At 43.2% G+C, this 20,336-nt stretch carries 12 protein-coding genes; 4 read left to right on the top strand and 8 right to left on the bottom strand.

Translation table 11 applies throughout. From position 1 onward, the window contains the following. Positions 1 to 10: 10 nt before the first annotated feature. The 3 genes from ACEN9X_RS27445 to ACEN9X_RS27435 all read right to left on the bottom strand — a co-directional run bounded on the left by ACEN9X_RS27445 (position 11) and on the right by ACEN9X_RS27435 (position 4,989). Complete coding sequence (locus ACEN9X_RS27445) at positions 11 to 1,522, bottom strand: hypothetical protein (protein WP_413668166.1); 1,512 nt, start codon at positions 1,520 to 1,522, stop codon at positions 11 to 13. A 7-nt stretch (positions 1,523 to 1,529) separates the two neighbouring features. Further along, a complete protein-coding gene (locus ACEN9X_RS27440) occupies positions 1,530 to 3,590 on the bottom strand; it encodes a hypothetical protein (RefSeq protein WP_413668165.1) in 2,061 nt (686 codons plus the stop codon). Positions 3,591 to 3,789: 199 nt separating this feature from the next. Continuing rightward, entirely contained in the window at positions 3,790 to 4,989 is a 1,200-nt protein-coding gene (locus tag ACEN9X_RS27435) for a hypothetical protein (RefSeq protein ID WP_413668164.1), read from the bottom strand. 379 nt (positions 4,990 to 5,368) lie between these two features. Between ACEN9X_RS27435 and ACEN9X_RS27430 the strand changes: the two genes are divergently transcribed. Beyond that, on the top strand, positions 5,369 to 8,257 hold the full coding sequence (locus tag ACEN9X_RS27430; RefSeq protein ID WP_413668163.1) for a gliding motility-associated C-terminal domain-containing protein: 2,889 nt from the start codon (positions 5,369 to 5,371) through the stop codon (positions 8,255 to 8,257). A 123-nt stretch (positions 8,258 to 8,380) separates the two neighbouring features. Next, entirely contained in the window at positions 8,381 to 10,009 is a 1,629-nt protein-coding gene (locus ACEN9X_RS27425; protein WP_413668162.1) for an acyl-CoA carboxylase subunit beta, read from the top strand. A gap of 164 nt (positions 10,010 to 10,173) precedes the next feature. Here the strand turns inward: ACEN9X_RS27425 and ACEN9X_RS27420 are convergent, their stop codons facing one another. From ACEN9X_RS27420 to ACEN9X_RS27400, 5 genes are all read right to left on the bottom strand, one after another. Next, positions 10,174 to 10,917, bottom strand: coding sequence for a hypothetical protein (locus tag ACEN9X_RS27420; protein ID WP_413668161.1), 744 nt, complete (start codon positions 10,915 to 10,917; stop codon positions 10,174 to 10,176). Positions 10,918 to 10,933: 16 nt separating this feature from the next. Continuing rightward, positions 10,934 to 13,237, bottom strand: a complete 2,304-nt coding sequence (locus tag ACEN9X_RS27415; protein WP_413668160.1) for a family 20 glycosylhydrolase — start codon at positions 13,235 to 13,237, stop codon at positions 10,934 to 10,936. 344 nt (positions 13,238 to 13,581) lie between these two features. Next, positions 13,582 to 14,538, bottom strand: a complete 957-nt coding sequence (gene trxB, locus ACEN9X_RS27410; protein WP_090526227.1) for a thioredoxin-disulfide reductase — start codon at positions 14,536 to 14,538, stop codon at positions 13,582 to 13,584. Between the two features lie 73 nt (positions 14,539 to 14,611). After that, the gene (locus ACEN9X_RS27405) at positions 14,612 to 15,787 is read right to left on the bottom strand and encodes a dipeptidase (protein ID WP_413668159.1); all 1,176 of its coding nucleotides are present in this window, start codon (positions 15,785 to 15,787) and stop codon (positions 14,612 to 14,614) included. Between the two features lie 26 nt (positions 15,788 to 15,813). Next, positions 15,814 to 16,809 (bottom strand): aldo/keto reductase, encoded by a 996-nt coding sequence (locus ACEN9X_RS27400; RefSeq protein ID WP_413668158.1) that lies wholly within the window; start codon positions 16,807 to 16,809, stop codon positions 15,814 to 15,816. 194 nt (positions 16,810 to 17,003) lie between these two features. Here ACEN9X_RS27400 and ACEN9X_RS27395 point away from each other — a divergent pair, with 194 nt between their 5' ends. Together ACEN9X_RS27395 and ACEN9X_RS27390 are read left to right on the top strand one after the other, a co-directional pair. After that, positions 17,004 to 19,052, top strand: coding sequence for a BatA domain-containing protein (locus ACEN9X_RS27395; protein ID WP_413668157.1), 2,049 nt, complete (start codon positions 17,004 to 17,006; stop codon positions 19,050 to 19,052). Positions 19,053 to 19,084: 32 nt separating this feature from the next. Next, complete coding sequence (locus tag ACEN9X_RS27390; protein ID WP_413668156.1) at positions 19,085 to 20,335, top strand: dihydroorotase; 1,251 nt, start codon at positions 19,085 to 19,087, stop codon at positions 20,333 to 20,335. The last annotated feature ends 1 nt before the right edge of the window (position 20,336 follow it).

Below are 20,336 nucleotides of genomic sequence, written 5' to 3'. Positions count from 1 at the left end.
TCAGTTGATGCTATTTTTGCTTCTTTCTGGCTTTTACTTCTTTTTTGCTTAGGCCATTAACTTTATACTCCAAATACAATGGCTCGGAGATAAAATTCTTGTCAAAATCTACCCGTTCTTTTTCCGTCATATTGGCCCTTGCATTAAGAATAACGTTGGTAAGTGTTTTTTTTGATGTTTTATCATACGGAATCCCGTCCTCATGCATGACCATTAACCTGCCTTTGGTCCGCTTCAGCAATTCGTCTATTAGCGCCCTGTTGGGCATTGTTGACTTCCAACCACTACTGATGATTTCATAATCCAGTGTTGCCATGGCAGCAAGGTCAGGGTGGCCCATCATTTCCAATCCCAACCGCTGGGCTGTTCCGTTATGACTAAGGTGGTGTGCAACCTTGTAAAAGACGGTACGGTTTAACAGGTCTTTTGTAAAATCTTGTTGAGGCCAGGAAATGTTATGCCAGCTTTCCCAACTGCCATATTCAGCATCTCCGGGGAATAGCATCACCCGTCCGCTATCTTCAAACTCAATAGCCAGCGCCAGGCTAAGATTGTTGGTCATACTGTTAACCCTTAAGGCAAGTGCTCCGGCGCTGTTCAACCAATCATGGTCAATGTTACGCCATTGGTTTGCTTTGTCTTCATAATATTGGCGCTGGTCTTCGCTGTCTTTGCTTACATATTTCATGTCAAAGGGTAACAAGTTTTTAAAATCCTGTTTATCCTCGGCCAAAACTGCCATGGCAAATGCATCGCTGTGGGCCAATTCATTATTATGCGCATAACTCTCGCCGGCCCCGCCGCTTTCCTTTTTTACCTGCTCCCAGGCCAAAGGCGGGCCAAGTACATAAAACCGAACTCCTTCTGCGCCCGGCAGATTACTGATAATCTCTCCGGGATGGCAATACCTGATTTCAATTTTATTACCTTCAGCAATTTGCTTTTTAACTACTTCCATACCTTTCAGCATGCCGACGTAGTCTCCGTCCTTTAACGCGAATTGCAAATCGGCAAAAGAGTTTAACGCGCCGGCAAAATATTCCCGGGCTGCCTTTAGCTCATTGCCGCTTTTTTCATCTTTAAACTGGTTTACAAATTCAGGGTCTTGAAGGGCTTTGTTCATTTGGTTTGCCGCTTTCTTTAGCGCCTTTTTCTTATCGCCGAAATCCCTGAGCCATTGCTGCGCTTTTTCGTCGTCGTCGCTTTCCGTCCAGGCCATCCAGATGCTTTTGATATTAAAATCCTTTGTTAACAATTCTTCGCAGGCTTCAAAAACATAAACATGGTCTTTATGCTCATGGGTAACGATCAGGAGATCGATAGTATTGCCGACATGTTCTTTAAGATCGGTGATATAGGGAACCAGCTTTTCTTCTGCCCCCTGCCATGTGCCACAATCAATCATGATCTTATATTTTTCCTTTTCTCCGGCAAATAGTTTAATAATGAAACAATCGCCGGTACCCATGCGGTACATGCGTACATCTGCCCGGGTTATTTTTTCTGTTGATATTGTTGTCATGACAGGTTCAATGTTGGTGAAGAAATGCAAAAGGTTCTGTACTCCTGAACGCCGGGCCCGAAAATCCGTGTTGAAACCCATTAACTGATCCTCCGTCGTTATTCAGAAAATTATACTGAGCCTTTAATCGCTGAAGGTTTAACTGGCATTTATCCAGGTTGGTAAAACAGTCTACATCTATAAGGGGCTTGCTAATGGCGTATTTAAGTTGCAGGCTGTCAAGGTCAAAGATCAGCGTACAGCCGCCTTTGAAATCGAACGATGTTTCATCATCGGTTTTCTGGCTTGCGGGCAGGAAGACGTCATCTCTGCAAATCAACCTGCTGGTTTGAACGATAGAAAATATTACCTGATTAACTTGATTACCTTCAGGACCTACCCGGTTAACAAGTCTCAGGTTTTGAATCTGAAATGATGGGCCTGTATACCTTCCTGATTGCTTGATACCAAGGTCAATATATTCTTCCAAAAAGGCCAGTCCGGTAATTCGTGCAAATTCTTTGGAGGATGAGAATTTGATATTTAACCGGTCATGCAGGCCCAGGATTTGTATTTTTTTATTTTTTTTTGTTTTCCCGGCGATATATAAACGGGTGAGATCATATATCTCTTTTCTGTCCGATACGTATTTGATCGCGTCGCCATATTCCCTTAGAAAGGTGCCAATAATCAACAATAGTTGCCCGGTGTCATTTTGCGTTTTCTCCTGGTCGGATTGATCCTTAAAACTTAATTTTTTTCCAGTTGCCTTGAAAGCGATATCAATCATTGGTTGCTGCAAACTTTCAATACTCAGGGTTTTAATTCCCTGGGGATAAATACCGCGCCGCCTGAAAGCATCAATAAAGGCCAGCCTGTAGTCCCGGCTATCATCCGCAACCAGCTCAACATCTGCTGTGATAATTGCCCGCAGGTAATCGCCAAAGGTAATATCTACAGGAGGACAATAATCCAAGGCACGGATACACATATTGAGTACATGCCCGGCTGTTTTAGCGGCTTCGCCTGCCAGCCTGTTAACTAAATCCGGATGTAATTCACCTAAAGGCAAAATCCCGGTTCCGTTCGACGCAATCCTCAGCAGATCTGCGGCCCTGTTTTTATAAATATTAATGAATGCCTCAAAAACAGCTGCAACCAAAATACTGCCACGGGCATGTGGTTCCATAATGTTTCTGTAATCATCCGCATGAGGAATTGTTGGTACCCATTTGCCAGTTGCTTCATCTATATGTCCTAGTGCATCGCGCAGGCTGCCATATGATCCGATAGATGACCCAAATTGTTGCGCCAATTGGCCCAAAAGGTTTTGACTTGCCAAATCGCCACGTGTTTTAGCAATCTGGTGTTTCAATACATCCGGGAATGTAAAATGCTGAAAAAGCGCTACAATATCTGCGAAAGCTTCATGAAACGCCAGCACATCGGCGTTGCTGGGCTCATTGTAGTTGCGGTGCATGCCGTCAAGCAGAGCATGGGTTACCTCATGCGCAACAATATCATGGCTAAGGCAGGTAAATACAAGAGAATTAGGCATCTGCAGTGTCTCATCGGCGGGCATTGCCGAAAAGTATCCAAACAAAACAGCTTTTTTTACCGGGCTATAATAAGCGTTTGCATCTCTTAATGCGTGGGGATAAATCCGGAGTCGTTTAACATACGTTTCATAGCCTTTTCCTTCACTATAGTTTAACAGGCGCGATGCCCAAAGGATTTTTCTGCCAAGCGATTTTTCAAAATGGCGGATTGTTATCATAGCTACCGCATAAACCATTTGCTGGTGAAACTGGGGGTTACTTTCGCTCGGATCAAGACCATCCTGTGCAAGAACATAGGCATTATCTAAATTAACAGGTGTGTAATATTCCTTAGTTGTGGGGTCATAATCAAGTACTTCCAGGTATTCGCCTACGGGGCCGGGTTCCACACTCTCCCAGGGAACTTTATAAACGAGATCATTAACAGCAGAAGTATCCAATTTAAGGGATAAACTGGGGTCGAAAGCGTACCCTCTCAGCTTCCGGAATGCCGGCAGTTTGGCTGATTGACTGGAATACAAATTATTCATAATGCAGGTTGATTAGGTATTAGCACAAAATGATAAAGCCGAGTATATTATATTTTTGTTGCAGTACTACCACCGGGTGCCTTTATATTAATATGCTACCGGCATCCGGTTGTCTGATTAAGCTAATGCCATTGCACCGCAATTTGTTGAAACACCCAGGGGTAAATTAGAAAGAAAAGTCTTCCTGTTTTGCCGGTTGTTAAGCAGCAGCCCATGTTTTCTTTGCATCGAGATTAGCCGTAGCATCTTTTACCGAAAGCACGAATTCAGTTGCGGTTGCGTCGGTACCTGTTGGTTGGTAGTCAAAACTGATTTCGGTTGGAGTTATCGTTATAGCCGATTTATCAATCACCTGATTATTGATCGTTATAATCAAATTCTTGAGGTTCAGATTTTGACCGGGTATTTTAATATGGTTTACCCCCTTAGTGTTAATCTTCTCCGGGCTTACCTTAGTCATATCTACTATAGCAGCCTTGGCGGCCGGTTGTGGCGAAGATGTATTTGCTGCTCCGGGATGTGTATCTGCCGGTTTTAGGATTGCTTCAAATATAACCTTTAGCTTTTGTGTCGCTATATCAGTAAATAATCCCACCAATCCGGCTGTTAGCATAATTGCCGTCAAATTAATTGAAGTACCCTGATCATTAGTTCCCGGGCTGGAAGTACCGTTTGTTGCAAAATAAATCAGCAGTGCCAGGCCTGATGCCGTAAAAGGCTTTATGATATACCACGGATACCAGCTTCGTTGAAACCTCTTCATCCCGATATAAAAAGTCAGTGACCTGCCTACATGGATTAAGTTGCCCAGGAAACCTGCTGCGGCAACAAGGATAAGCAGGAGATTATCCATTTGAATGGTGCAGATTTTCTCCGCAGATCCGGGGCACTCTTTCCTGACACATTTTGCAGCGCAAGTATGTTCCGAGGCTTCCTGCTTATCCTTTAATTTCTTCAATGCATTTTGAGTTTCTTCAATAACCTTTTTTAAAACCTCAAGGGCTTTTATCGAATCTGGTCTCGTATCCTTAGCCAGGACGTCGCTACGTTTTTGCTGTTCAGCCAATTTTTTTGTCAGCGCGGCAATCGTATCAGCTGCTGTAGCTTTATGTTTACCATCTGAGGCCTTGGTTTCGTTGCCGCCCGGTGTAATAGGGCGTACATGAAAGGGTTTATTTAAATACAATGTATTCTTGTTTGTAGTTGGGTCTGCAGGCCACCATGCGATGATTATAAACATCGAGATGATCATTGCAGAAACGACAAGCGCAACCACAGTAAATTGCTCCTTTGGTGAAAGCTGAGGATTGTCGGGCTGGTTGGCAGCATCATTTTTCAGGGCATCGTTTGTAACAGTGCCTTCTGTTGAAGATTGGGGGTTTTGTTCTGAATTTGGCATGATAAGTTGAGGCTAAAGGTTTAAAAATCGGTTATAATAATATATCTCCGAACTGGAGGTGTATATAAAGTTATTAAGCTCGTTTAAACTATCTGAAAGCTAAGTAATTATATTAAAAAAATAAAAGATATTTTTTGAAAAAAAATACACACTTTTTTATACAGAAATAGCCATCTATTTCTCAAAGTCAGGCCGTACTTTAAGTAGCCTCGCACATCTCGTTACCGGTGATGACCACCGATATAATCCAGATTAAAACATATGCTGATTACGAGTTGCAACCTATCGTTAATCGATGTGCTACTTCTTAAATATATGTCGGTTTACGAGCTGCGGATTTTTATAGTATTTGATTAACTTCGCGTTGCAAAACCTTATCATGCGTCTTTCTCGTTACTTGCTGTTGTCCCTGATCGTTATTTCTGCTTATCGCGCCTGTGGGCAGGATGTAGATTTTCATTTGAACGGCACTTTCTTAAATGGCAAAAATATTCTGAAAGTTAAGCGCGATTTTAAAGACCCCTACTTGTGGGTGCTTGCGCAAAATCAGACGGTTTACCGGATCAACAGCATCACTAAAAGTATTGACGATTATAGTGGCTTTTTTAGTGCCTACCATAATCTCCAGTTTGTTGATATTGCCGGCACAGATGCCAATACGGTATTTGTAGCGACAAATTCGAGTAATATACTTGAGTTGAAAAATGGCATAATCAAGGTTATAGGTGCTGCCAAAGGGATACCGGGCATTGTTCTATCCATTGGTATAGATTACACCGGTAGCTATTTTGGGGATAACACCAACGGTTTAGGCGGCCATCCGCTGGCAGATCATATTTTGCTTATTGGTACAGATAATGGCCGGTGCAATTATGATTATGAACAGGAGGTAATGATGCCCAAACCCTCACACGTGCCCTCACAGATTTTTGATGCAACGTACCGCTCTGAGCTTTTCAGCGACCTCGAATTTGGCAGCTACCCCGATGCGCTGAAGCTGTATGGTGTTATGGAGCTTACCACCTATAGTGCCTGGGGAGGCTTTTTATGGTATGGCAACAATAGTATTTACGGTGAAAAAATCAATACTGCCTATAGCACCTTCGGTAATGTGACGGACGCCTTTGATTACGGATCGCTATCCCGATCGTTAATGAACCAGTTTTGGGGAACAGAAAAGGGCTTGTTCCAAAATTCCAGGGTTTACTCTAACAATTCTGACAAGGAGCATTATACCTACCTGCCTGGTATCAACGTAAATAAAATCGCTTCGATTTATGGATTGCGCTATTTCGGGACCTCGCAAGATAAAGGACTTATAAAAGAGAACTTACTTATAGGAACAGACCAGGGCTTTTACTATAGTAATTCAGGATATGTCAAGTCCGCCTTTTTTGAATATTCTCTGTTTCATTATGACGCGCTCGGCAATACCAAAATCAATGATATCTGCGTGAATGCCACATCATATTCCAGCCCGGTTTGTGAAGATGGTGTGTGGGTAGCAGCGGCTACCGGTTTGTATTTGCTCAAACCTGATTACGGCCCTTACGTAACTCCAACGCAGCAATTTAGTAGCATACAATTTGATGGCCAGGCTTTTAATGTAAACCAGTTAGACATATGCGCCAACACTACCGTTGATGCTATTGTACAAAACAGTGCATTTTCCGGAAACACGATACAATGGTATAAAGATGGGCAGGAGATACCTAACGAAAGCAATAACAAGCTTACAATAAAAAACTCAGGCGATTATTACGCTGTGTTATATGATCCATGTTCGCCTTTGCATGTGGAAAGCAACCATCTTAAGGTAACGCAAATAGCAGCGCCGGTTTTTTCTTTTAATTACCCAGATCAACTGAATTATTGCGAAGGCTCCGTCGCTAACCTTAAAACTGATGATAAAGCAGGTTACACTTATCGCTGGTATAAGGATGGCGTACTAAATGGTGACACCAGTGCATCACTTGATATCAGCGAAAACGGCAAGTATAAGGTGGAAGTAAGCGCCTGCGCAGGTAATTGGATTTCATCAAAGGAAGTTGAAGTTAAATTTATTCCTGTCCCCAAGCCGGTACTTCAACAGGATAAGGCAGCTTATTGCGATGGAGAACAGGCAACGATAAGCAGTCAGGTACCAATTGACGGATCACAGATCATCAACTGGAGCCCTTATCAATACCGCTGGTACCGGGATGGCGTTTTAAACGGCGCAACCGCACCTAACTTACAGGTTACTCAGGCCGGTAAATATAAAGTGGAGGTTCGGGGATGTTCAAACTCGTGGGTTGCCTCAGATGAGCTTACCATTGATTTTATTAACCTGGAAAAGCCAGTTATCACAGCCGATAAGCCAGGTTATTGTACAGGTGATATCGCCAGCCTGACTACCAACTTCACCAACGACGGTACTTATACGTTAAACTGGTTCCGTGACGGGAATCTACTGGCCGCTGAATTAAATAAAACTAATATAACTGCCAGCCAACCCGGAAAATACAGTTTAAGCGTCAGCAGTAATATAACTGCCTGCAGCACCCTATCCGATCCTTATACTTTAAATTTTGATGCGGTGCCGGATATTAGCATTCAGCAGATCGTTAACACCAATCTGTGCGACGGCGAAACTATTACACTGAAGGCCAGCTTTTCAAACGGAACTGTAAAATGGCAGACGGGCGAAACTACTGATCAAATTAACGTTAACCATTCGGGCACATATACAGCAACGGTTAGCACTCCAGGAGGCTGCACCGCATTTAAAAATATGCCGGTTAGCTTTTTGCCTAAACCCACATTGTCGATTCCAGATGCCAGTTTATGCCAATATTCAAATGAAACCATCACATTGACGGCTCCCCCGGGCTTTGTAACTTATGAGTGGAATGGCCAACCCGGCAGACCTGATTTCAACACAGGCAGCTTGGGGACAGTTAGTCTAAGGGTCACTGACCATAATGGTTGCAGTGCCACACAAACTATTAACATTACCAGCCACTGCGATGACATTCACATCCCCAATACTTTCACACCCAATAGCGACGGAGCCAATGATAATTGGATTATCACCGGCCTTTCAGAATTGGACAAGGTTAGTGTTTACAACCGTAACGGCACATTGGTTTTTCAAAGCCAGGGCTACGCCGTACCCTGGAACGGGACCTATAAAGGAAAAAGACTTCCTACTGGCGTTTATTATTATGTGATCAACACCCCTTCATCTAAACAAGTGCATAGCGGTGCGGTGACTATTATTTACTAATGTTTGCCGCCAGCTATACTCCACAAACTCGTAACAGGTTTTCCTCTTTAAAACAAAACCGTTTGCAATTTCCTTTTTTAGATAGGAAATTTTCTAAATTACCTGTCCTATCTAAAACCAATTATGAATATCGAATTCAATAAAAATGAAGATATTAATAAGCAGCTTGTTTATGAGCTAAACACCCGGCTTAACAAAGTTTATCAGGGCGGCGGCGAAAAGGCCGCCGCCAAACAAAAAGAAAAGGGCAAAATGCTTGCCCGTGAACGGGTGGCCTACCTGATTGATAAAGACAAGCCATGGCTGGAAATTGGCGCTTTTGTTGCCGATGGCATGTACGCCGAACATGGTGGCTGCCCCTCCGGCGGTGTTATTTGCGGTATCGGGTATATTTCCGGCAGGCAGTGTGTTGTTGTTGCTAATGATGCCACTGTAAAAGCCGGGGCCTGGTTTCCGATAACAGCAAAAAAGAACCTTCGCGCCCAGGAAATAGCTATCGAAAATAAATTACCTATCATTTACCTCGTCGATTCGGCGGGCGTTTACCTGCCTTTACAGGACGAGATCTTTCCGGATAAGGAACATTTTGGCCGAATCTTTCGTAACAATGCTATCATGAGCAGCATGGGCATTATCCAGATTGCCGCAATTATGGGCTCATGCGTTGCGGGTGGTGCCTATTTGCCTATTATGAGCGATGAAGCTATGATAGTAGAAGGTACAGGCTCTGTTTTCCTGGCGGGATCATATCTCGTAAAATCAGCCATTGGTGAGGATGTAGACAATGAAACTTTGGGCGGTGCTACAACCCACTGTGAAATATCGGGTGTTACCGATTATAAACAGCCTAATGACAAAGCTGCGCTCGATTCTATCCGCAATATCCTGAGCATGACCGGTGATTATACCAAAGCCGGTTTCGACAGGATCCAGTCATCAGCTCCAAAACTCAATGAAAAGGAAATCTATGGCATATTGCCAGATAACCGGGAAAAAGCATACGATATGATGGAGATTATTCTCCGCTTGCTGGACAACTCCGAATTTGAACCCTACAAAGACGGTTACGGGCAATCCATTATCTGCGGCCTGGGCCGGATAGAAGGCTGGGCTGTAGGAATTGTAGCTAATCAGCGCAAGGTGATCAAATCAAAAAAAGGAGAGATGCAGTTTGGCGGTGTTATTTATTCCGATTCGGCAGATAAGGCCACCCGCTTTATCATGAACTGTAATCAAAAGAAAATCCCGCTGGTGTTTTTGCAGGATGTTACCGGTTTTATGGTAGGCAGCCGGTCGGAGCAGGGGGGCATCATCAAAGACGGTGCAAAAATGGTGAATGCTGTGGCAAATTCCGTTGTACCTAAATTTACCATTGTTGTAGGCAATAGCTATGGCGCTGGTAATTATGCCATGTGCGGTAAAGCATATGATCCACGACTGATCTATGCCTGGCCATCGGCTAAGATTGCAGTAATGGGAGGCGGACAAGCAGCCAAAACCCTGCTGCAGATACAGGAGGCGGGACTCAAAGCAAAAGGCGAAGAGATTGACGCGGTAAAAGAAGCAGAGTTATTGAAACAGATAACCGATAAATATAACGCCCAAACAACCCCATACTATGCTGCTGCCCGGCTTTGGGTTGATGGGATCGTCGATCCGCTCGAAACCCGTAAAGTAATATCAATGGGTATTGAGGCCGCCAATCATGCGCCAATTGAAAAAGCTTTTAATGTAGGGGTGATACAAACTTAGTGATTAGAGGTTGGAGATAAGAGGTTAGTTGAAATCCTTCTCCGAAAGTGGTTAGAAACAAGGCATAAATAAAACGTCATTGCGAGGCACGAAGCAATCGCAAACTATACAGGGTGAACCTGCCTGTTGGGGATTGCTTCGTGCCTCGCAATGACGTTTGCATATTATCCTCTATGTCTTTTATGCTTTTTCTTGGATGATTTTGATGAAGATGATGAACTTTGTTTATCCGAAGATTTTTTCTCATCCGTTTTAGCAGGCTGATTGTCCGGTTGTTTTACATCGGTTGAATCTTTACTCAGCTGTTTTACCGTAAATTCATTACCACGTAAGCCATATTCCAACTGGCGTTTTGCTCCTGAGGGTTTTGCATCTTTGCCGCTACCATTAAATATCGGAAACTCCCGCATCAGCTTACCTTCCTTAATATAAAAATTATCATTGCCGCGATAGCCTTTACGCTGCGAGCTGGTTAATTTCGGGAAGTCAAGCTTATTGGCCTTACTGTTATTGCCGTTGAACTCAAAGGCGTAGATAGATGTATAATTAGTCGTATCTTTCGATTTCGCCTGTATCAGGATTTCAGGATTGCCATCCACATCCATATCCGAATTGTAAACGTCGATAATAGCGCCATCCAGATCGCCGGTTGTTGTAGTATATTTTATGGCTGACGAATCCGAATGTAATATCATGAACGAACCGGCTTCTTCGGCACCACGGCCCCAGCTTAAAATATCATAGCTTTGTCCCGGCGAAACCTCTATCAGTTTATGAAACCTGAAAGGCGCCATCAGCTCCGGCTTTTTAGGTGCCGTAGGAGCGGCAGGCTTTTTTGTTTCCTGCCCGCCGCATCCAGCCATTAATGCACTTATCGCAAGCGCAAAAAGGTAAAACCTGTTAGTCATATTTTTTTCGTTCAACTTAGTTGTATAACGTATCTGGTGTTAGCTCGGCTTTTGATTTGCCAGGCGCAGTAATAAACACTTTTAACGATACAGGGCCAACTCCCTGGTCAAAATATTTTACCGTTACCTTATGGTAGCCTTTTAACAACGGCGCAGCTCCCATTTGTTCATTCATGGAATGTCTTCCGTCATTATCAACTACCGGTTGGTCATCAATTAATAAAACCGAACCACCCGCAGATGACGTTGCAAAGCCATAAACGCCATCGGTTTCAATATTAATAAATCCTGTATAAATCACACCATATTTACCTTTATTTTTTCGCAGATCGGCTGTATTAAAGGTTTTGGTTAGGCCGCTGTCGGCAGGCATAATGCCTAATTGATTTGTACTGGTATAAAGACCGGGAAAAACCTGATACTTAAGGCCTGTTGCTGCACCTGTATAAGTAACGGCGGCCATCGGCGCTTTATTATAAACCAATGTACGGGTCACATTGCTGCGCTTACCTGAAGGAGTGATCACAATAGTCTGTAATTCGCGGTACTGATCAACAGGTATATCCAAATTCAAAGGAGTAGAATAAATCAAATCTGTTTCGCGTGGGGTATAACCGTCAATAGTATAATGAACTTTTGCTCCTTCAACAGATGGTTTCAGTACAGCACTTAACTTACTGCCTATCATTACGGTATCTTTTGCACCTATAGCTGTTGGCACATGATAGTCAAACCCGTTTTTATCCAGCCATGCCAAATGTCCCGGTAAGCGTGTATCAGCAAAATCAGTGTAATTTTTATTGGCCAATGGCGACCATGCAATCTCTGACAGCGCAAGCAATCTCGGCAACAGCATAAATTCTACTTTAGCATCTGTGGCTACATATTCTGTCCACAAATTGGCCTGTACACCTTTAATGTATTTTTGCTCATCAGGCGTTAATACAGCAGGAGTAGGGTTATAGCTGTAAATTTTCGAAAGCGGTTCGTTACCGCCAATGCTCAATGGTTCCTGGCTTGGTTTTCCCTGGCCATGGTCAATGTATAAACCGTTGCTTCCCGGCGTCATGATCACATCATGTTTTTGTTGCGCTGCTGCAATGCCTCCTTCTTCGCCTCGCCAGCTCATTACGGTAGCGTTAGGGGCAAGGCCACCTTCTAAAATTTCGTCCCAGCCAATGATGCTGTGGCCTTTTGAATTTAGAAACTTTTCAATGCGTTGTATAAAATAGCTCTGCAACGCGTGCTCATCTTTCAGCTTTAACTTTTTAATTAACTGCTGACAAAATGGCGAGTTTTTCCAGGCATCTTTCGGAGCTTCATCACCACCAATGTGGATATACTTGCTCGGGAAAAGTGCCATTACTTCAGTCAGCACATCCTGTAAAAAGGCAAATGTTTTTTCGTTAGGGCAATAAATGTCGTTGAATACGCCCCAGGTTTCAGCCGGTTGATACGTTTTTGATGGGTCACAGCTTAACTCGGGATAAGCGGCAAGCGCAGCTTTAGAGTGCCCCGGCATTTCAATTTCAGGTACTATGGTAATAAACCTTTCTGATGCATATTTAACAACCTCACGAATCTGGTCTTGTGTATAAAAGCCGCCATAAGGTGTACCATCAAATTGTTGCGGCGTACGGTCATGATAACCTCCTATCAATGTTTGAGCGCGCATACTGCTGATTTGGGTAAGCTTAGGATATTTCTTTATTTCTATGCGCCATCCCTGATCTTCGGTAAGATGCCAGTGAAAGGTATTTAGTTTATAGGTTGCTAACAGGTCGATGTACTTCTTAACCATTTCTACCCCAAAAAAGTGACGGCCAACATCAAGCATAGCGCCGCGATAACCGAAACGCGGATAATCTTCAATCTGTACAGCCGGTAGTTTGATGGTAGCGGCATGTTCAGCAGGCATCAGCTGCAGCAGCGTTTGCACACCATAGAACAATCCGGCACCCTTACCTGCAACAATAACCTGTTGTGGCGTAATGGTTAAACGGTAACCTTCGGCGGGTAAACCATCAGTACCCGCAGCCGTAAGGGTTATAACGTTGGCGCTTTTACCACTTTTTACAACAACCGGTTTGTTATAAGCCTGGTTTTTGGCAAGGTAATCTTTTAAAAATACTACAGCTTTGTTTGAAGGGGTATCTGCCTGGACGGTAGTTTCCTGGCTCAAAACAAATTGACCGGGAGCTTTTTTCAATGAAACGGGAACTGGGATAATTCCCAGGTTTGGGTCCGCGTCTTGTGCGTTTACAGTGGTGGTGTACACTGCAAGCACGGCAAGCAGTACTAAAGAAGCCTTTTTATACATAATTTATCTAACAGGTTAGTGTGAGCCCGTAAGATAAAACTTTTTAAAAAAATATAAGAAGTTTTGATGTGTAAAATATTAGTTCGTTTGTTCGATGATTAATCAGGTGCTTATCTGAACTTACTATTGGAATTTAGTAGATTCCCGTAATTCGTTAATCTAACCTCAAAAAAGCACCCCGTTGTCGTGTCCTCACGACAACATTCATGTATTATTTTGAAGCGGATCAGTTGCCGTGAGGACACGGCAACTGGGGGAGTTGAAAGCAAAAAGCGACAAGTATAGCTACCTGTCGCTTTTTTAAAGCCCTCTCCCTTTAGGGGAGGGTTTGGGCGGGGTTCAACTTAAGCTGTCACCACATGCTCTTTGGCAGCGAGGTAGCGTTCAGCATCAATAGCAGCCATACAACCGGTACCGGCTGCTGTTACAGCCTGACGGTAAATGTGGTCCTGAGCGTCGCCGGCACAAAATACTCCTTCAACGTTGGTTTCAGTTGAACCGGGACGGGTGATGATATAACCGGTTTCATCCATATGCAACCAGCCTTTAAAAATATCGGTATTAGGATGATGGCCAATTGCTACGAAAAATCCTGTAACATCAAGATCAGTTTCAGCATTGGTTTGATTATTGATCACCTTAACACCGGTAACACTTTGGCCGTCGCCTAAAATTTCTTTGGTTTCGGTGTTATATAAAATTTCGATGTTTGGCGTATTCAACACACGGTGAACCATAGCTTTGGAAGCGCGGAACTCATCCCTGCGAACGATCATATACACCTTACGGGCCAATTTGGCCAAATAGGTAGCTTCTTCAGCGGCAGTATCACCGGCGCCAACTATCGCTACATCCTGGCCTTTAAAAAAGAAGCCATCGCAAACAGCACAGGCAGAAACACCGAAACCACTGTATTTTTGTTCAGATTCCAGGCCAAGCCATTTGGCCGAAGCGCCGGTAGATATAATTACGGTATCGGCAGTGATGGTTTTTACGTCATCAACCACAACCTTATGTGGCAAACTTGAAAAATCAACAGAGCTAACATATCCAAAGCGGATTTCAGTACCCAGGCGCTCAGCTTGTTTACGGAAATCTTCCATCAGTTCAGGACCCATAATACCCTGCGGATAGCCCGGGAAATTTTCAACTTCGGTAGTTTGTGTAAGCTGACCGCCTGCCAGTAAGCCGGTATACATAACTGGTTTAAGATCAGCGCGGGAAGCATATATAGCTGCAGTGTAACCTGCAGGACCAGAGCCTATGATGAGGCATTTTACGTGTTCAGTTTCTTGAGACATTTTATTATAAATGAGTTGCGAATTTACGATTTTAAGCGCATAAGGCAAAGCGCATATCGTCAACAAAGTGACATCATTTGCCCGTATTTGCCGTTAGCACCCGCATCACATTTCCGCCCAATATTTTATCTATATCTTTTTGCTTATACCCAAGTTTAAGCAACTCTTCAGTTATTTTGGGATAGTCAGCCACACTGTCCAAGCCAAGCGGATAGGATTCGGCCCCGTCAAAATCGGATCCTATACCTACAAAATCAACTCCTATCAGCTTTACTATGTAATCGATGTGCTTGATCAGCAGTTCAAGGGGCGGCCTTAATTTGTCTGATTCAGCTTTGTACATAGCATTTATCCGGATATTGGCCAGGTCGACATCATGGTAAACTTTTGTCAATGAATCAAGTTCTGCTTTGTGCTGCGCCAAAAACTTAAGTACTTTGGGTGTATAGGTGCTATCTACAAAACCGCTATAAAAATTAACGCATACCACGCCTCCATTTTTGGCAAGCGCCTTTAGTTGTTCGTCTTTCAAATTGCGACGATTGGGGTCAATACTGTAGGCACAGCTGTGTGAGGCGATGACGGGTTTTGAAGTAGTTGCGAGCACATCATAAAAAGTATGTTCACCAACGTGCGATACATCAACCATAACGCCAAGTTCATTCAGGTGTTTAACAATATGCCTACCGTAATCGGTAAGCCCTAAATGTCTCAAACTATCTTTTTTTGTAACTTCGTCACGCGCCGAAGTTGCCCATGAGGTACTGTTATTCCAGGTTAAGGTAAGGTAACACATCCCACGTTTAGCAAGGCTATCGATATAATCCATCCGATCCTCGACCATATGCCCGCCCTCAACACCTATCAGCGCAGCCAGCTTTTTATCCGCAACTGCTTTTTTAAGTTCTTTGGTATTGCGTACTAACGTTATTTTATCAGGATTACGTTTGATAAGCGCATACAACGAATCTATTTCCCGGTTTGCAAAAGCAAAGGCAGTCCCTTTGCCATAGCTTTCACCACACCAGATAGAAAAGATCTGCGCGTCAAGTCCGCCTTCTTTAGCACGAACTAAATCAAAATTTCCTTCGTTTTGCCGTTTGCCTAAATCGGAGCCAGTTATCAGCTCGTTTGAAATAACATCGTTATGTGTGTCAATTAAAATGGCCTTTTGATGAATTTGTTGCGCGTTTTGAGCAGATAATCTAAACGCAAGCAATAGCGGGAAAATTAATAACGACTTTCTCATTTGGGAAGATAAAAAAATACTTGGGTTTAACCTACAATTTCCAGGTCACTTAACTGGTTATTGATAAATTCCATTTCTTCTCCGTTGATATGGATATTGATAGCCTTAGCATTCTGGATAGACTGCTCAGCATTACGGGCGCCAACCAGCGCAACAGTTATACCTGGATGATTGATCGTCCAACGGATAACCAATTGCCCTAAAGTTGCACCTTTTTCATCGGCCAGCGGTTTTATTTTGGCAAGGAAAGCATTGATACGTTCAATATTTTGATCTTTAAAGTATTTAACGCCTGCACGGTGATCCCCTTCACCGAAATTTTGGCCAGGTTTCATTTTGCCGGTCAATAAACCGCGTTCAAGCGGGCTGTAGGCCAGTATTGCTTTCCTGTTCTCGATACAGTAAGGAATTAACTCATCTTCAATGCCCCGGTTTACCATACTAAACGGAACCTGGTTTGCAGCCAGTTTAATGGTTTTGGCAGCGATATGCATTTGACTTACATCGTAATTACAAACGCCTGCTTCGCGAATTTTACCCTGTTCCTGCAAGCGTAAAATAGCTTCCATGGTTTCATCGATGGGCGTAGTTTTGTCCGACCAATGAATCTGGTATAGGTCGATATAATCGGTGCCAAGGCGCTTAAGACTGCTTTCACACTCTGAGATGATGCTATCTTTACCTGCATATCGATATACATCAATATCCTTCCCGCTGTTGTCTTTACTCTTGAAAAAGAACTCGCCTTTTGCGAGGTCCCAGCGTAAACCATATTTAGTTAATATCTGTACCTTATCGCGGGGGAGGTCTTTTATCGCTTTGCCAACAAGTTCTTCGCTTTTGCCTTGTCCGTAAACAGGAGCGGTATCAATAGAGGTTATGCCAAGGTCGTAGGCAGCACGCATAGCATCTATAGCTTCCTGGTCATCATTGCCACCCCACATCCAGCCGCCTGCTGCCCATGCTCCAAAAGTTATTGCCGATACGCTTAGTTTACTTTCGCCTAATCTTCTGTATTCCATTTTTTTTAAAGTAGATTGATGTATGCACCAAATATATTTATTTATACATGATTTGAAAGGGGGAGCTTATGAAAGTATGGTTTTAAAATGTTGTCATGAAATAGCTAGAATAGCATCTGCACATCTGAAATTTGCACACCTGCATATTTAAAAAATTAGCACATTTGTAAACAGCACAACCGCCTATATAAAATATGTATTTTTTATATCCCGCTTTTTTATTCGCATTGCTGAGCCTGGCTATCCCGGTTGTGATCCATCTGTTCAATTTTCGTAAATACAAAAAGGTATACTTTAGTAATGTACAGTTTTTGAAAGAGGTGCAGGAACAGCAGGCCTCGAGCCGCAATTTAAAAGAGCGATTGATATTAGCTTCGCGTTTACTTGGTTTACTGTTCCTGATATTGGCATTTGCCCGTCCATATATACCCAATGCTCACAATCCAAATGCGGCCAAACAGCAGGTAATCAGCATTTTTGTGGACAATTCCTACTCCATGGAAACCCTAAACCGTGAAGGTTCATTACTTGATGAAGCTAAACGCCGCGCAAAAGAAATTGCTTCGGCTTATAATATCAACGACCGCTTTCAATTACTCACACAGGATTTTGAAGGTAAACATCAACGATTGCTGAGCCGGGATGAATTTAATGATGCGGTTGATGCAGTTAAGGTAAACTCGCAAAGCCGAAACCTGCAACAGGTTATCAGCAGGCAGGAAAACTTATTGGAAAATCAGATAGGTGCTGCTAAATCGGTATTCATTATTTCTGATTTTCAAAAAAACAAAAACGATAAACCTGTTAAAGCTGATAGTAATATTACCGTAAACCTTGTTCAGCTCAAAGCCGGAAATCTGCCCAATGTTGCAGTTGATTCGGCGTGGTTGCTTAGCGCGGTACATCGCCCGGCCGAAAGTGAGAAACTGGTTGTTCGCCTGCATAATTATGCTATGGAAAAAGCCGAAAAGATCCCCCTTAAAATATTGATCAATGGTGAGCAAAAGGCGCTTGGCAGTTTTAGCATCAATGCCCGTCAAGTTCAAAACGACACCTTATCATTTTCGGGTTTAAAGCCCGGATGGCAACGCGGCGAAATTCAGTTACAGGATAACCCGGTTACCTTTGATAACCAGTTTTACTTCAGTTTTAATGTGAAACAGCAAATGCCGGTTTTGCTGATAGACGGTGGGATGGTAAATCCTTATCTGAAAGCAGTTTTTGCTTCAGATACTTTCTTTGCCGCAACCCGTGTAACAGACGGCGGTGTTGACTATGCTGCGCTTAATAATTATCCTATAGTAATTATTAGCGATGTTAAAACTATCGCCACCGGGCTGGCACAACAACTGAGAACATACGTAACAAAAGGGGGGACACTGGTTGTATTCCCATCGGTCGATGCTGATCTGGCTAATTATAAATCATTTTTATTAGCCTTAAATACAGGATATCCTGAAAAACTGGTAACCCAGGATGTAAAAGTAGCTTCCATTAACAGGCAAAGCCCGGTATTTAAGAACGTGTTTGAAAGTTTTCCTCAAAACCCCGATCTGCCGTCTGTTAAAAAATACTATCAGCTAAGTAAAAGCGGCGTTAAACAGGAAAGCCTGATGAATCTTGCTACAGGCGAAGCTTTTTGGGAGGGTTACAGCAGCGGAAAAGGGAATGTTTACATGTGTGCTGTGCCACTTAACGAAGATTTTAGTAACCTGCCCCGGCATGCTTTGTTTGTACCAACACTTTTCAGAATGGCATTATTAAGCGGGCATGACCAACCCTTGTTTTATACCCTTGGTACCGATGAAAATTTTGAGGTGCCGCCTGTGCAAACTACCGAAAAACAATTGCTAAAACTCACCAAAGGCAATCAAAGCATTATCCCTGATATAAGGCAGCAGGCGGGGAGTACACTGTTATATGTTTCCGATCAATTAAATGAACCTGGAATTTATTCACTCAGGAAGCAGGATAGCACACTGGCAACACTTGCTTTTAATGACAGCCGGGCCGAATCAGATATGAGTTATTTTACAGCGGTCGATCTCGAAAAAATACTGCCAAATGCAAAGCCCTTATTAACAGCAGGAAACGGTTCGTTAAAAAGTGTTGTTGCCGAATCAAATTTTGGCACACAATTATGGAAACTTTGTATAATTTTGGCGCTGATCTTCCTGCTTGCAGAAATATTGTTAATCAGATTTTACAAGCCTGATCAACAGGGTGTTATTCAGGCGGGATAGATCGATACAAATCCACACATAAAGCAGTGCTAATGAATTTGCTTATCAAATCAGCCACTATTCTTGATCCCGGATCATCCTTTCATCAACAAGTTGCCGATATTTTAATTGAAAAAGGTGTTATCACCCGCATAGCCGACAACATTGATGCCGACGCCGAACTATTTGATGCCGAAGGTAAATATGTTTCGCCCGGTTTTTTTGATCTTAACTGTAATGTAGGCGAGCTGGGCCTTGAAACCAAGGAGGATCTTCGCTCCGGTACAGTAGCTGCGGCAGCCGGAGGTTTTACCGGCATAGCACTAATGCCTAATACCCAGCCGCCGGTGCATTCCAAGTCGGAAGTTGAATATCTGTTGAACCGGTCAAAAGGTAACCTGGTTGATGTTTATCCTTTGGGTACTATATCTCAAAAACGAGAAGGAAAAGACCTTGCCGAAATGTACGATATGTACCAAAGCGGTGCCAAAGCTTTTACCGATGGTAGTCGCCCTGTACAGGATGCCGGTTTAATGGAAAGAGCTTTACTGTATGCACAGGGCTTTGACGCATTGGTTTTCTCTTATCCTGAAGATACTGCAATAGCAGGTAAAGCAAAAGTTAATGAGGGCGAGATCAGTACACTGCTTGGCATGAAAGGCATTCCTGCATTGGCAGAAGAACTGATGGTTGCCCGCGATCTCTATCTAGCAGAGTACACGGTATCGCGCATCCATTTTACAACCATATCAACAGCCCGTTCGGTCGAATTGATCCGTGAGGCTAAGCGCAAAGGTATTGAAGTTACCTGCGATGTTGCCGCACATCATTTAGTGTTGACTGATGAGGCCCTTTTAGGTTTCGACAGCTTGTATAAAGTTAAACCCCCATTACGCACTGCCGATGACGTTGCGGCACTTGTAAAAGGTTTAAAAGATGGCACCATCGACGCTATTGTATCGCAACATACCCCACACGAAATTGAATTTAAAGATGTGGAGTTTGAGGTTGCCGAATACGGTATGGTGGGCCTGCAAACGGCGTTTTCCCTGGCTTTAAAAGCCGGCTTACCTGTTGAGCTTATAGTTGAAAAACTGGCCATCAATCCCCGCGAAATACTTGGTGTTGAACTGCCTGTTATTGCCGAAAATGAAAAGGCAAACCTGGTAATTCTTGATACTGATGCTGAATGGGAGTATACAGCGATCAATAACAAATCTAAATCTGCAAACTCGCCTTACATTGGGCAGCGTTTAAAAGGTAAAGTATTGTTAACTTACAACAATCAACAAATCTTTAAATAAC

It is taken from the genome of Mucilaginibacter sp. Mucisp86 (genome assembly GCF_047324315.1).
In the GTDB taxonomy this organism is placed as follows: domain Bacteria; phylum Bacteroidota; class Bacteroidia; order Sphingobacteriales; family Sphingobacteriaceae; genus Mucilaginibacter.
The sequence above is the reverse complement of the archived record's forward strand: the minus strand, read 5'-3'. Positions and strand labels throughout refer to the sequence as shown.

Coding starts and splice junctions, on each gene's coding strand:
- ACEN9X_RS27435 (WP_413668164.1), bottom strand. CDS start 4,989: ATGCCAAATTCAGAACAAAACCCCCAATCTTCAACAGAAGGCACTGTT.
- ACEN9X_RS27390 (WP_413668156.1), top strand. CDS start 19,085: ATGAATTTGCTTATCAAATCAGCCACTATTCTTGATCCCGGATCATCC.
- ACEN9X_RS27425 (WP_413668162.1), top strand. CDS start 8,381: ATGAATATCGAATTCAATAAAAATGAAGATATTAATAAGCAGCTTGTT.
- ACEN9X_RS27440 (WP_413668165.1), bottom strand. CDS start 3,590: ATGAATAATTTGTATTCCAGTCAATCAGCCAAACTGCCGGCATTCCGG.
- ACEN9X_RS27400 (WP_413668158.1), bottom strand. CDS start 16,809: ATGGAATACAGAAGATTAGGCGAAAGTAAACTAAGCGTATCGGCAATA.
- ACEN9X_RS27445 (WP_413668166.1), bottom strand. CDS start 1,522: ATGACAACAATATCAACAGAAAAAATAACCCGGGCAGATGTACGCATG.
- ACEN9X_RS27395 (WP_413668157.1), top strand. CDS start 17,004: ATGTATTTTTTATATCCCGCTTTTTTATTCGCATTGCTGAGCCTGGCT.
- ACEN9X_RS27430 (WP_413668163.1), top strand. CDS start 5,369: ATGCGTCTTTCTCGTTACTTGCTGTTGTCCCTGATCGTTATTTCTGCT.
- trxB (WP_090526227.1), bottom strand. CDS start 14,538: ATGTCTCAAGAAACTGAACACGTAAAATGCCTCATCATAGGCTCTGGT.
- ACEN9X_RS27415 (WP_413668160.1), bottom strand. CDS start 13,237: ATGTATAAAAAGGCTTCTTTAGTACTGCTTGCCGTGCTTGCAGTGTAC.
- ACEN9X_RS27405 (WP_413668159.1), bottom strand. CDS start 15,787: ATGAGAAAGTCGTTATTAATTTTCCCGCTATTGCTTGCGTTTAGATTA.
- ACEN9X_RS27420 (WP_413668161.1), bottom strand. CDS start 10,917: ATGACTAACAGGTTTTACCTTTTTGCGCTTGCGATAAGTGCATTAATG.